At 32.9% G+C, this 13,470-nt stretch carries 15 protein-coding genes; 6 read left to right on the forward strand and 9 right to left on the reverse strand.

Annotated features, from left to right (window positions below; translation table 11 throughout):
* Nucleotides 1-53: 53 nt before the first annotated feature.
* The 3 genes from CN925_RS03405 to CN925_RS03415 all read right to left on the reverse strand — a co-directional run bounded on the left by CN925_RS03405 (nt 54) and on the right by CN925_RS03415 (nt 2,252).
* Nucleotides 54-1,115: a M24 family metallopeptidase gene (locus CN925_RS03405; RefSeq protein WP_098844875.1), complete on the reverse strand. Its 1,062-nt coding sequence runs from the start codon at nt 1,113-1,115 to the stop codon at nt 54-56.
* Nucleotides 1,102-1,560, reverse strand: coding sequence for a type II 3-dehydroquinate dehydratase (aroQ, locus tag CN925_RS03410; RefSeq protein WP_098844876.1), 459 nt, complete (start codon nt 1,558-1,560; stop codon nt 1,102-1,104). The genes CN925_RS03405 and aroQ overlap by 14 nt, the downstream gene beginning before the upstream one ends.
* Before the next feature lie 89 nt (nt 1,561-1,649).
* Entirely contained in the window at nt 1,650-2,252 is a 603-nt protein-coding gene (locus tag CN925_RS03415; RefSeq protein ID WP_098844877.1) for a YqhR family membrane protein, read from the reverse strand.
* A gap of 208 nt (nt 2,253-2,460) precedes the next feature.
* Between CN925_RS03415 and CN925_RS03420 the strand changes: the two genes are divergently transcribed.
* Both CN925_RS03420 and CN925_RS03425 read left to right on the forward strand, forming a co-directional pair.
* Complete coding sequence (locus tag CN925_RS03420; RefSeq protein WP_098844878.1) at nt 2,461-3,390, forward strand: DUF1385 domain-containing protein; 930 nt, start codon at nt 2,461-2,463, stop codon at nt 3,388-3,390.
* Between the two features lie 110 nt (nt 3,391-3,500).
* On the forward strand, nt 3,501-3,896 hold the full coding sequence (locus CN925_RS03425; RefSeq protein WP_098844879.1) for an SA1362 family protein: 396 nt from the start codon (nt 3,501-3,503) through the stop codon (nt 3,894-3,896).
* An 11-nt stretch (nt 3,897-3,907) separates the two neighbouring features.
* Here the strand turns inward: CN925_RS03425 and mntR are convergent, their stop codons facing one another.
* The 3 genes from mntR to CN925_RS03440 all read right to left on the reverse strand — a co-directional run bounded on the left by mntR (nt 3,908) and on the right by CN925_RS03440 (nt 6,651).
* Entirely contained in the window at nt 3,908-4,345 is a 438-nt protein-coding gene (gene mntR, locus CN925_RS03430; protein WP_098844880.1) for a transcriptional regulator MntR, read from the reverse strand.
* A 183-nt stretch (nt 4,346-4,528) separates the two neighbouring features.
* Entirely contained in the window at nt 4,529-5,554 is a 1,026-nt protein-coding gene (splB, locus tag CN925_RS03435; RefSeq protein ID WP_098844881.1) for a spore photoproduct lyase, read from the reverse strand.
* Nucleotides 5,555-5,817: 263 nt separating this feature from the next.
* Complete coding sequence (locus CN925_RS03440) at nt 5,818-6,651, reverse strand: lipoate--protein ligase family protein (RefSeq protein ID WP_098844882.1); 834 nt, start codon at nt 6,649-6,651, stop codon at nt 5,818-5,820.
* 176 nt (nt 6,652-6,827) lie between these two features.
* On the opposite strand from CN925_RS03440, the gene CN925_RS03445 reads away from it, so the two are divergent.
* On the forward strand, nt 6,828-7,151 hold the full coding sequence (locus tag CN925_RS03445; protein ID WP_084006937.1) for a rhodanese-like domain-containing protein: 324 nt from the start codon (nt 6,828-6,830) through the stop codon (nt 7,149-7,151).
* A 93-nt stretch (nt 7,152-7,244) separates the two neighbouring features.
* Here the strand turns inward: CN925_RS03445 and CN925_RS03450 are convergent, their stop codons facing one another.
* The 3 genes from CN925_RS03450 to CN925_RS03460 form a co-directional block, all read right to left on the reverse strand.
* Entirely contained in the window at nt 7,245-7,880 is a 636-nt protein-coding gene (locus CN925_RS03450) for a peptidylprolyl isomerase (RefSeq protein WP_098844883.1), read from the reverse strand.
* Between the two features lie 162 nt (nt 7,881-8,042).
* Nucleotides 8,043-10,274, reverse strand: a complete 2,232-nt coding sequence (locus CN925_RS03455; RefSeq protein ID WP_098844884.1) for an MMPL family transporter — start codon at nt 10,272-10,274, stop codon at nt 8,043-8,045.
* A gap of 224 nt (nt 10,275-10,498) precedes the next feature.
* Nucleotides 10,499-10,924, reverse strand: coding sequence for a divergent PAP2 family protein (locus tag CN925_RS03460; protein ID WP_286138255.1), 426 nt, complete (start codon nt 10,922-10,924; stop codon nt 10,499-10,501).
* Between the two features lie 339 nt (nt 10,925-11,263).
* On the opposite strand from CN925_RS03460, the gene CN925_RS03465 reads away from it, so the two are divergent.
* The 3 genes from CN925_RS03465 to sat all read left to right on the forward strand — a co-directional run bounded on the left by CN925_RS03465 (nt 11,264) and on the right by sat (nt 13,463).
* The gene (locus CN925_RS03465) at nt 11,264-11,407 is read left to right on the forward strand and encodes a YezD family protein (RefSeq protein ID WP_098844885.1); all 144 of its coding nucleotides are present in this window, start codon (nt 11,264-11,266) and stop codon (nt 11,405-11,407) included.
* 123 nt (nt 11,408-11,530) lie between these two features.
* Nucleotides 11,531-12,232: a phosphoadenylyl-sulfate reductase gene (locus CN925_RS03470; RefSeq protein ID WP_098844886.1), complete on the forward strand. Its 702-nt coding sequence runs from the start codon at nt 11,531-11,533 to the stop codon at nt 12,230-12,232.
* Between the two features lie 79 nt (nt 12,233-12,311).
* Nucleotides 12,312-13,463: a sulfate adenylyltransferase gene (gene sat, locus CN925_RS03475; protein WP_098844887.1), complete on the forward strand. Its 1,152-nt coding sequence runs from the start codon at nt 12,312-12,314 to the stop codon at nt 13,461-13,463.
* Nucleotides 13,464-13,470: the final 7 nt, after the last annotated feature.

The raw sequence follows: 13,470 nt of genomic DNA on the forward strand, positions 1-13,470 counted from the left end.
CATAAAGTAAAATACGCTTTTTGTGTAGTTTTAATTTCTAATCTAATGAAAACTTATAAAATGATTAGATTTTTTGGTGAAGACATTAAGTTTTCGTTACCACCAGTTTTAACGATTAAATCATCTTCTATACGAACTCCACCTAAATTTGGAATATAAATACCTGGTTCACACGTTACGATCATGTTTGGCTCTAATACCGTATCAGAACGGAATGATACGCCAGGTCCTTCATGTACTTCTAAACCAATACCGTGACCAGTTCCGTGCCCATAATAATCTCCATAACCTTTTTCCGTAATATAGTCACGAGTTAATGCATCAGCTTCTTTACCTGTAATTCCTGCTTTAATACCGTTAACACCACGTAATTGAGCTTCAAGAACAATATCATAAATTTTCTTCAATTCAGGATGTGGTTCGCCTACAGAAACAGTTCTAGTCATATCTGATACATAACCTTTATAGTATGCACCAAAATCTAACGTTACAAAATCACCTGTTTCAATTACTTTATCTGATGCTACACCGTGAGGAAGAGCAGAACGAGTACCAGAAGCAACGATTGTATCAAATGATGATGAAGTAGCGCCTAATTTACGCATGAAAAATTCTAACTCGTTCGAAACTTCTAATTCAGTAACTCCTGGACGGATAAATCCTAAAATATGATCAAATGCAGATTCTGCAATTTTAGCAGCTTCCTTAATGATTGAAATCTCTGCATCCGTTTTAATTAAGCGCAATTTTTCGATTAATCCGCTTACAGGAACTAATTCCGCTTTTACTACTTTGCGGTAAGAACCAAATTCTGTAAACGTAACATGATCTTGTTCAAATCCAAGTTTTGATACGCCAAATTTCTCTGTTAAAGCTGCAACTTCAGCTGGAATTGAACCTTCATGTTTAACAATCTCAAAACCTTCACATTGGCTAGTAGCTTGTTCAATATAGCGGAAATCAGTAATGAATAAAGCTTTGTCTTGAGTAATTAAAGCAACACCAGCAGAACCTGTAAAATTCGTCATATAACGTCTGTTGTATGTACTAGTTACTAATAATGCATCTAATCCTTTTTCTACTAAAGCTTCACGTAACTTTTTAATTTTCTCCATTGTGTTTCTCTCCCTTACTAATCTTTTTTAACGCACTTAAACCTAATTCATATCCATACACACCTAAACCAACGATTTGCCCTTTTGTTACTGCAGCTAAAACTGAAGTATGTCGGAACTCTTCTCTCTTATGTATATTTGAAATGTGTACTTCAATAGTTGGTACGGTAATACTTGCAATTGCATCACGAATTGCATAGCTGTAATGAGTAAATGCGCCAGGATTAAACAGAATCCCATCATAGACATTATTTGCCGCATGCAGTTGATCAATTAACTCCCCCTCATGATTTGATTGGAAGCAATCAAGTGTATCCCCATTTTCAAGTGCAAGCGATGATAAATGATCCTCGATATCCTTTAATGTAGTTGAACCATAGATAGAAACTTCTCTTTGACCGAGCATATTTAAATTAGGTCCATTCAACAATAAAAACTTAGCCATTTTAAAAGTCTCCACCCATCATTTTTTGCATATTTATCCCAAATCAACATATCTTGGAATACCCAAGATATATTTTATCATAGGCCAGACTATTTTGAATAGCCACGCAAATATGCCTTTTGCTCTTGAAATGCAAAAGAAACAGAATATGCAATAAAAGTTCCGTATAAAATGAATAAACAGATTGTAGTAACTGTCGTATCAGATGAGTAATCTTTAATTGCTTTTAAATCAAATGCTATTCTACCAAGAAGAATAAAAACTATAACCCATAGGAGTAACCCGAAAAATATACCTGGAAGAACTCCTCTAAATTTTCTACCAATAAAATAGAATATAAACGCAATAATGATTGAAATAATTCCTATTGCAACTATAGAAATTAGGTTTTCAACATTACCATTTGCCCATTTTCCAAGCTTGATTCTTTCTAAAACAAAGTTTGGACCAATTTGAGTAAAGTCAAAATAACTAAGTACTAAAAAAACAGTAGACCAAAATATACCACCGAAAAAGCCAATACTAGCAATCTTATTAAAGTTCCGACTACCTTTTGAATCACCATCGCCACCTTGCACTAGGTATTCATTTTGAATCGAATCTTCGTTTTGATTGTTTTCATTGAGCATTTCCTGTTCTTGTTCTTGATTCTGACTTTGCTTTTTTTCTTGTTCTTTATCTTTGTCCGGCATATAACATTTCCCTTTCCATACATTGCTAAATATCTCTGTGTATTATGTCCAACAAAGAAATTTTTAATGTGAGTTCAAATTTTTGTTAGAAAATTAAAAATATTGTGATTATTACTTAGATTTCCCTACTTCTTACTTGCACCATTATTATGCTTACATTTACAATAGATAGTAATAGAGATAAAAAACAAGATTAGGTTGGTGCAACATGAGAGAGAAAAATAAAGCAGTTTATGGGGGTCAAGCAATCGTAGAGGGCGTAATGTTTGGTGGCAAAACACATACAGTCTCTGCTATTCGCAGATCAAACGAAGAAATTCAATATTATGAAGAACCGATACATATTAATCAGACAATGCAAAAATTAAAGAAAATTCCTTTTGTCCGTGGTGTAGTCGCGATTATACAAGCAAGTATTAATGGATCGAAGCATTTAAATTACTCAACTGAAAGATACGGGATTGATCCAAATGATGATGAGCAAATTGCAATTGAGCGTGAAAAACAAAAAGGTACCCTTGCAACTTATCTCGGACTTTCATTACTAGCTGTTTTATCATTTTTAGTTGGAAAAGTTATTTTTACACTTGTACCAGTTCTACTTGCAGCAACATTGAAACCAATATTTGAAACCGATTTTCAACAAGTCATAATCGAAAGTATGATAAAACTAGGTTTATTATTAATTTATATTTATTTAGTTTCATTGACTCCATTTATTAAAAGAGTGTTTATGTATCACGGTGCTGAGCATAAAGTAATTAATGCATATGAAAACAACATTCCTTTAACGGTTGAAGGAGTCCAATCACAATCTCGACTACATTATCGTTGTGGAAGTAGCTTTATCTTATTTACTGTAATTGTTGGTATGTTCATATACTTCTTAGTTCCAACAAGCCCACTTTGGCTAAGAATTGTCGATCGACTTTTATTAATTCCAGTCGTTATAGGTGTTTCGTTTGAAGTTCTACAATTAACAAATAAAGTTCGAAATATTCCTATATTAAGATGGGTAGGCTACCCTGGATTATGGCTTCAATTATTAACAACTAAAGAGCCATCTGATGATCAAGTTGAAGTTTCAATCGCTTCATTTAACCGACTTTTAGAAGTGGAAAAAAATAACAATAATTAATTGACAGAATTTTATAAAAAATATCAACTTATTGGATAAAATGTAATAAACTATAAGAAACAATATTTTTCTAATACATTATCTACTCTTCACCATAGGAGGTGCTTAAAGTGAATCAAAAAGTGTACACATCAATTTTTTATGGAATAATTGCATTAGCACTTTTTGGCTTAATTGCTCAGTTGATACATGATCCAGCAAAATTATTACAACGATTTTTATTTATTGGATTAATTCTTTTAATTATTTATTTTATTTATAGAGTTTTTTCATCATCAAACAGTCAAAGAAGCCATCAAGACTCCTATCGTAAGGCTGCAAAACAAACTATAAAAAAATATAACACTCAAAAATCTAGCCCGTTTAAAAAATCGATTAACAAATCAAAGCCCACTTCAAGAAAAAGTACCTCCACACCTTTGTTAAAAAAACGAACAAAGGATGCAAGTCACTTAACTGTAATTGAAGGTGAAAAGGGCAAAAAGAAAGACCGTGCTTCCTACTGAGCACGGTCTTTTTAATTATTTGTATTAGATTGAGCTTCATTCGACTTTTGAATTTCTTTTAATGCTTCGATTCGATTTTTATCTTCTTCAAAGAACTGCACTAGTTCTCCAATTCGATCAATCGCTTCCCAACTCATATGATGTTCCATTCCTTCAACATCTTGATAAATTAAGTTTTCATCCACACCAATAATTCTCAAGAATTGCTCAAGTAATACATGGCGATAGACAAGTCTTTTCCCCATCTTTTTACCTTTTTGCGTCAGAATTAGTCCTCTATATTTTTCATAAATTAAGTAATCGTCTTTATCTAGTTTTTGCACCATTTTGGTTACTGACGATGGGTGTACAGATAATGCTTCAGCAATATCAGATACACGAGCATACCCTTTATCTTCAATTAAAAGGTAAATTTGTTCAATATAATCTTCCATACTAGGTGTGGGCATGTTCTTCCTCCAATACACTCATTCATACTTTATTCCGTAACAATAAGCATCAAATAAAATGATACAACACATAAACCAAAAGTGCAATTAACATGAACTTTTTTAAATGAATCATAAATCCTTTAACTGTATATGAGTATGATGAAAATAATAAGAGTGTACCTATAAATTAGATACACTTCATTATGTAAAATATTGAATTTCTCCATTTGGAAAATACTTTTTTATATAACCTGAAATGATTTCTTCAATAGAAGTAGCCTCTTCTTTTTGATATACATATTTTCCAATTCCATATTTCCCCCATTTATATTTCCTTTTCTCTTCATCCATTTCAAGTTTAGTATTAGGATACCTCTCTAAAATCACCTTTTTGGCAGGCTTCGTAAAACGATGCTGTATAAGTTCAAATGTCATCTTCTCGTTTGCCAATTCACCTAGTGCATCCTTTAAACGAATAAAAAGCTCCTCATAACCCTCTTCCCAATCTTCATGCATATAGATAGGAGCAACAATAAAGCCAAAAGGATATCCTGCATTAGCAACTTTTTTCGCGGCTTCAATTCTCTCATCAAATGACCCAGTTCCGGGTTCAAAGTTTTTGATAACATACCTAGAATTTATACTGAATCTAAATGTAGTTTTCCCATTATGTTTTGCATCAAGTAAATGATCTACATGTGGAAATTTTGTTACAAATCGTAAACGACCGTATTCTGTTTCACCAATAAATTCAATCGTTTTCTTAAGTGAATGCGTTAAATAGTCAATACCAACTATATCAGAAGTACATGCGGCCTCAAACCTTGTAATTTCAGGCTCACGTTCCTTTATATAATTCATTGCTTGTGCAAAAATCTCTTCTAAATTTACATATACCCGAATATACGGCTTAGAACCAAGTGTTGTTTGTAAGTAGCAATAGTGACAATGTCCCATACAACCTGTAGCAAGAGGAATTGCGTATTCCGCTGAAGGTTTAGATGTTTCAAACTTTAAAGTCTTACGAAGCCCAACTACTAAAGTTGACTTCGCAATCCGGTATTTTTCCACATCATTTTCACCAGGTAAATTTCGAATTTGATTATGTGATGTCGTTTCTCTTATTTCTAAACCCATCTGTTCAAACTTTTCCTTCAATTCCTTACCTAACGGATACTCTAAAGCTTGAGGCTCGAAATAGACAAGTTTTGGTAAAAAAGGCTTCATCTAATCTACTCCTTCTCCACATTTTTTGATTAGTATTAACCTCGATCATAATTAAAACAGTGGAAATGGTAGGAAGATCTCTAATGATACACCTTTAGGACATCAAAACTTTTTGTTGTTGTCTACTGTAGACCGTTTGTTGTGGGTATTTTCTTTCACACGATCCTCTCTTTTCGCACCACTGAAATTTCTTTAATGAACATACTCCCCACACTCAATACAAAAAAAATGAAAGCCAAAATGGCTTTCAATAAAAACGATAACTACTTACGTAAATTCCACTCTTCAGTACTATATTTAGCAGCAGCTAATTCCTGTACTTCCTTCTCTTGAGCCTCAGTTAGTTCATAAGGCACTAACTCGATGTCTAAACCAATTTCAAAGCCCTTTTCAAATGCTTCATACAAGTCAGCCATTGTTTTTGGAGTAGTACTTTCTGCATTAATCCATGTTGCACGATCTAAGAAACGTTTTTTCATTCTCTCTCTTACTGCATCAGAAGAGAAAATATATAAGTCATATAACATATCAACATCAATATTTAAAGGAATTGAACCATGCTGAAGAATTGAGCCTTTTTGTCTCGTTTGAGCACTTCCAGCAATTTTTTTATCATTTACAACAACTTCATACCATGATGGCGCATCAAAGCAAACGGCACTTGCTGGGTTTTTTAGCTGATTTTTTTCTTCAGCCGTTTTTGGTATAGAAAAAGAAGCATCTAGACCAAGTAGCTTGTACCCTTCTAAAATTCCCATTGAGATCACTCTGTATGCTTCCGTAACGGATACAGGCATATTAGGGTAGTTTTCTGGGACAATTACGCTATAAGTTAATTCATCGTGATGAAGTACGCTTCTACCACCAGTTTGGCGTCTTACGAAATCACCATTGTATTTTTTTAATGCTTCTAAACTTATTTCTTGGTTTTTTTGGAAATATCCGATTGTTACAGTTGGATTTTCCCATTCATAGAAACGCAGTGTTGGAAGAAAACCTTCTTCACTTTGCCACTTAATTAAGCATTCATCAAGAGCCATATTATAGCTACCTGATTTTACTCCACTATTAATAAAATTCCACTTTGTCTTTGCCATGTTGCAAATCTCCTCATTTTTCGATTAAATTTTTACTTTTTTAATGAAAGTTTCTTGCACAATCCTACTAGAGAATTATAATAAGATAAGTAGGTAATTGAAAGGTGTTGAAAAATTTGAGTCAGTTTTTACCAATAATTTTTGTCGTTCTAGGTATCATTGTATACTCTACCGTTATGTATTTCTACCAAAAACGTTTAATTAAAACGTTAACTGAGGAAGAATTTCGTGCTGGCTACCGTAAAGCTCAGCTAATTGACTTACGTGATCAAGAAGATTTTAAGAACGGCCATATATTAGGTGCTCGTAATATTCCGTTCGCACAATTAAAAACGCGTTCAAAAGAAATTCGTAAAGATCAGGCAGTCTATTTATATGATCAAATGGGCGTTCGTCCTGGACAAGCTGCACGTATTTTACGTAAACAAGGTGTAACAGAACTTTACCAACTTAAAGGCGGCTACAAACTTTGGTCTGGTAAAATAAAAAAAGGTTTATAATCCACATTTAAATGAAAAAACTACTTCATTTTCACGAAGTAGTTTTTTTAATTTTATGTATAAGTCATTAAAACAAAAGCTAAAGGGACGATTTTATTCTTTATGAGTTTTTGGTTTAGCGTATTTCTCGCCTTTTGTATCTACCTTTATGGACTCGATAATTACTGGTGTAACAGGTTTTTCCATTGAGTCCACTTCAACTGCGTCAATTTTCTTAACAATATCGATTCCTTCTGTCACTTTTCCAAATGATGCATATTGCCCATCAAGATCAGGTATATCGTTTGCCATTATGAAAAATTGGCTTCCTGCACTATTTGGATCACCAGTTCGCGCCATAGATAATACACCTGTTGTATGTTTTAAGTTATTTTTAAAGCCGTTTGATGTAAATTCTCCATCAATTGCATAGCCTGGACCGCCGCCACCAGTTCCCTCAGGGTCTCCACCTTGAATGACGAAGTCTCTAACAACACGATGGAATGTTAAGCCATTATAAAATCCTTTGTTTGCCAGTGAAATAAAATTATCTACTGTATTTGGTGCAATATTAGGATATAATTCAGCTTTAATAACACCATAATCCTTTACCTTTATTGTTGCGATTGGTAATTTCCCATGTTTTTTACCATTTGCAGATTTTTCATCATTGTTACCACATGCTGTTAATAAACTAATTGTTAATACAAGACAGCTTATTAACATTGCTCTAATCGTTCTTTTTAACATGATTCCTTCTCCCCCTCTTTCATTTTTTAGTTTACCAAATTTGACCATGTATTTTCTATAGTTTCGAAAAATTGGGAATTTTTACACAGACCATGTAAGATTACTAAAATTAAAAAACTGCTATTCAATTATAAAATGAATAGCAGTTTCCCTTTAATCGATTTATCCAACTCGTTTGGATGGTTGTTCGGTTTTATTTTTTGCAAATGGAAACCACCAATTCCATTTTCCAAATAACTGCATTAAGCTAGGAACTAAAACTAATCGAACGATTGTAGCATCCAAGAAAATGGCAATAGCAATACCGATTCCCATCTGTTTAACAGGTACCATATCCGTAAAAGCAAATGCTCCTGTAATAACAATCATAATAGATGCCGCTGATGTAATAATACGGCTCGTCGATACTAACCCTTCTCTTGTTGAATAAGTATTATCTCCCGATTCATAATATAGTTCTTGCATTCTCGACATTAGAAATACTTCATAGTCCATACTTAAACCGAAAACTAATCCAAAAACAAACACTGGCAAAATCAACATAATATCAGATTGAGGTAAACCAAAATTACCACCTTGGAATAACCAAGTAATGATTCCAAACGTTGCACTTAAAGATAATACATTCATCAAGATCGCTTTGATTGGAATGATAATGGACCTAAACGCAATCATTAATATGATAAAAGTACTAACCATAATCACTAGTAAGCCGTATACAATATTATCTGTAATTTCATCAAATAATTCTTGTTCAAATTTCACTTGACCACCGACAGTATAATTAAGTCCTTCAATTTTCCCATTATATTGATCTTCAAAATCTCTTACCCATTGCTTCCCTTTTTCTGATTTAGGATCAGAATTAAAGAATACTTGAATATAAGTTTTATTCTTTTTAATATAGGCATCAATTGCTGGCTCAATTTTTGATGCGTTAGGAGACTTTAAAGCAGGTAATAATTGCTGGGCATTTAAATTAACTGCATTCAACACACTTTTAACTTCATATACATTTTTATCATTTTCAAGCTTCTTCTGTATCTTATCTAATGCGTTTACGTTTTTTTGTTTTAAAAAATCACTATCGGATTCTAATACAATCGAGACTGATCCATGTTTTTGTGCTTCCGGAAGAAAAGCTTTTTGATATTTTTCATAATTAATTCTCGACGGTGCATCCTTTGGTAATGCATCAATTGTAGGGATATTTAGATGTACATCCCTAATTGGAATGACGAAAAGACCTAAAATGATTAATGATGTTAGTGCCATAATGATTGGTCTTTTCATAACGAAATTTGCAAATTTTCTCCAAACTACTTGTTGTTGGTTTTGGCTTCGATTCGCAATCGATTTTAACGTACCTTTATTAATATTTTTTCCAAGAGCTGAAAGTACTGCTGGTAAAAGAGTTAATGATAAAAATAAACTAACTAATACAACAACAGCACCACTTATAGCGACACTTCTAAATAAATCAATATTGATGAAGTACAAAGCTGATAATCCAATAAATACACAAATACCAGAAAAAATAATCGCTCTACCTGCAGTTGCAAACGTTACACTAATTGCTTCTTTCACTGTTGAATGATTCTGTAATTCAGTTTTATAACGGCTGACGAATAATAAGGCAAAATCGATTGATAATGCTAATCCAATCATCGGTGCAACATTTAAGACAAAGATTGATAAATCGACATGCTTACCTATGAAGTATAAAATTCCAAATGTACTTAAAATACTAATTATCCCAATTATTATCGGGATAGCAGATGCAACTAAGCTTCCAAATGCAAAAAATAAGACGATAAACGCAATCGGTACACCTATCATTTCAGCTTTCTTCAAGTCTTCTTGGCTAGTTTTATTCATTACATCACTAATGATTGTAAAACCAGTTGTTCCTATCTTTACTGTATCATCTGAATAAGATTCTACTTTTTTAGCAAATTTATTGTTTAAATCAACTAACTTATCGTGATCTTTCTCATTAAATAAAAGGGATAAGTAAGCTATATTATCTTTTTTCATCCCTGGATTCATAAGAGGGTGATGAAATTGTTTTATATTCTTTTCCTTTTGAACTTCCTTCACAATCCGTTCAATATCAGATTGGAATTCGGCCGTAGAAGCACCCTTTTTTCGCTCAATTAAAATGATGAGTGAGTCTGGAGATTGCTCGAATTCCTTTTCAAGTACATTCTTTGCTTTTTCATATTCACCAGGTGTCCTAAAACCATCTCCATCTAAAATACTAGGTAAATGCTTCGAATAAATCCCTAAAACGATTGAAAATACAGCTAAAATTGCAATAACAAAATATCGGAATTGATAAATCGATCGCCCCACCTTTTTCCACGCACTATTTTCACTTACTGTACTTTTCATTTTTCCACTCCTTATATACATATCCTACCAATATCTTATCAAACTGATGTAAATTCGCCTATTGATTTATATTTTGAGTCAGAAAATTTATTAAATTAGACTAAATCCAAGTGGTAAACAATAAAGCAGCCAACTTGTCGCATTAACCTCGATGCCAATTTTTCTTTTCTTAATGTGTAAAAAAAAACGCTTATAATATAAATCAATTGATTTATATTATAGCGTTAAAATTTTGAAACGATGATTGCAATGATGATTCCGATTAATGCTCCAACAACAACCTCATATGAAGTATGACCGACAAGTTCATTTAATGCTTTATAATTTTTAATTCTTCCATGAAAAAAATCATTTAATAACTTTGCATGTTTACTTACTGCTAACCTTACACCTGAAGCATCATACATGATAATCGTAGCAAAAATAGCTGAAATTGCGAAAGTAACATCTCCAAATCCTTCTGTTAATCCAACACTTAACGCTAATCCAGTCACTGTTGAGGAATGTGAACTTGGCATACCACCAGAAGCAAAAAACTTAGCTATATCAAATTCTTTTTCTTTAAATAAATGGATAATGACTTTTAAAAACTGCGCAATAAACCACGCAATAACAGCTGAAATTAATGGTTCGTTATGAAGTATCGTCAAAGAGAACCTCCTTTTAGGTGTTACGAATTGTTATTCCATTATTATATTTCTTAACTATTTGTATATTCATTAATAGCTTATTAAGAACAAAATAATTTTTGTTAAATACTAAAATCCTAAACAGACTTTTTATAAATATAATTAGTTCAATTAATTATTTATCATAATCTTTTTTTACTTCTAATCACTAGTTAATATTTTACATAAATTTGGGAAAATTTCATCACATAATACAAAATTATGAAAATAAAAAAATTTTTCATAAATTATCATTTTTGAAATTGACAATCCATATAATTCTGATAGACTTAGTTGTAATTAAATTCTAGGAGGAAGGTCATGAGCCAAACCAACGACTTATCACCCATCATTGAAGTCGTGGAATCGTTACTAAATGGTTTAAGATTCGGAACAATCACATTAGTCGTTCAAGATGGGAGAATTATTCAAGTAGAAAAACAAGAAAAAATACGATTAAAGTAAATAAGGTTCCTGCTGACTAGAAAAACTAGAGGCAGCTCAAAGTCTACATATAAACATGTAGCTTTGAGCTGCCTTTTCTTTTTAGGATAACTTGGCTTCTTTAGTCAATTGGAGGAAAAGAAAATGAGATTTGAAAATTGGAACGAAAAGAGTATTCCTGACTTTTCGATTGAAAATGAAACAAAAGGTGCACTTGAAGTACTCGAGTGGGCTTACAAAACCTATGGTGATGAGCTAGTTTATGCTTGTAGCTTTGGAGTTGAGGGAATCTTATTAATTGATTTAATTTCAAAAGTGAAACCTGATGCAAAGGTTGTTTTCCTAGAGACCGGTCTACACTTCAAGGAAACATATGAATTAATAGACCGTGTGCAAGCTAAATATCCAAGCTTACAAATAGAAAAGAAAACACCAAGCCTGACTCTAGAAGAGCAAGCAAGTATGCATGGTGATGAGTTATGGAAGCGTGAGCCAAATAAGTGCTGTCATCTTCGCAAAATCTTACCTCTTCAAGAAGCGCTAAAAGGTGCAAATGCTTGGGTATCAGGCTTAAGAAGAGAACAATCTCCCACAAGGCAAAAAACAGAATTTCTTAATCTAGATCATAAGTTCAACCTAATAAAAGTTTGTCCCTTAATCCATTGGACTTGGAAAGAAGTTTGGCGATATGTATATTACAAAAACCTCCCATACAATCCTTTACACGATATAGGCTATCCAAGTATTGGGTGTGAGGTATGCACATTACCTGCATCAAATTCTTCAGATAGTCGTTCTGGTCGTTGGTCTGGGTCACAAAAAACTGAATGTGGATTACATGATTAGTTGTCTATATTAGATGCCCAAAAATAAAAATTTATTCTTACTAACTAGTAAAATATGAAAATTTAAGGAGTGTTTAGAAATGAGTTTACCACCGCATGGAGGAGTCTTAATTAATCGATTTAATCCAGAAATTACTATTAAAGAGGATTTGAAGGAAATTCCTTTAGATTTAATTGCATTAAGTGATCTTGAGTTAATTGGAAATGGAGCCTATAGTCCCCTTACTGGTTTTTTAGGAAAAGATGATTATGAGCAAGTCGTAAGTACTATGAGATTAAAAAACGGAACTGTATGGAGTATTCCAATTACACTTCCTGTTAGTGGACAAATAGCAAGTAATCTTAAACTAGGTGAACTAGTTAAACTAACTTGGGAAAATAATGTGTATGGTTTGTTAAAGATTGATGATATTTATACACCTAACAAGTTAATTGAAGCACAGTTTGTTTATGGTACAACTGACACAAACCACCCTGGCGTAGCAAAAATGTATTCCCGAGGTGATGTTTATTTAGGTGGCGAAGTAACGGTTATTAAACAAATTAACCGGACTAAATTCACTGAACATTATTTAAATCCAAAAGAAACGAGAGAAAAATTTGCATCATTAAATTGGAAGAAAATAGTTGGGTTTCAAACTCGTAATCCAGTACATCGTGCCCATGAATATATTCAGAAAACGGCACTTGAAATTGTGGATGGTTTGTTCTTAAATCCATTAGTTGGAGAGACAAAATCAGACGATATCCCTGCAGAAGTCCGAATGAAAAGCTATAAAGTATTACTCCAAAACTATTATCCTACTGATCGTGTATTTTTAGCTGTATTCCCTGCAGCAATGCGATATGCAGGACCAAGAGAAGCTGTATTTCATTCAATTGTTAGAAAAAATTACGGCTGCACCCATTTTATTGTTGGTCGTGATCATGCTGGAGTTGGCAATTACTACGGAACTTATGACGCACAAAGAATCTTCCAAAATTTTTCACAAGATGAATTAGGAATTTCTCTTTTATTCTTTGAAAATAGTTTCTATTGCTCAAAGTGCGAAAATATGGCATCTACCAAAACATGTCCGCACGATAGTGAGCATCACGTAACATTATCCGGTACAAAGGTTCGTGAAATGCTTAAAAAAGGTGAACTTCCACCTTCTGCCTTTAGTAGAAAAGAAGTAGTTGAGGTACTAATTGAAGGTTTAAAAGAACCTGAATCAATTTCTGTAGAATAGGAGAAAA

This window comes from Bacillus sp. AFS055030, from assembly GCF_002574545.1.
Lineage (GTDB): Bacteria > Bacillota > Bacilli > Bacillales > Bacillaceae_G > Gottfriedia.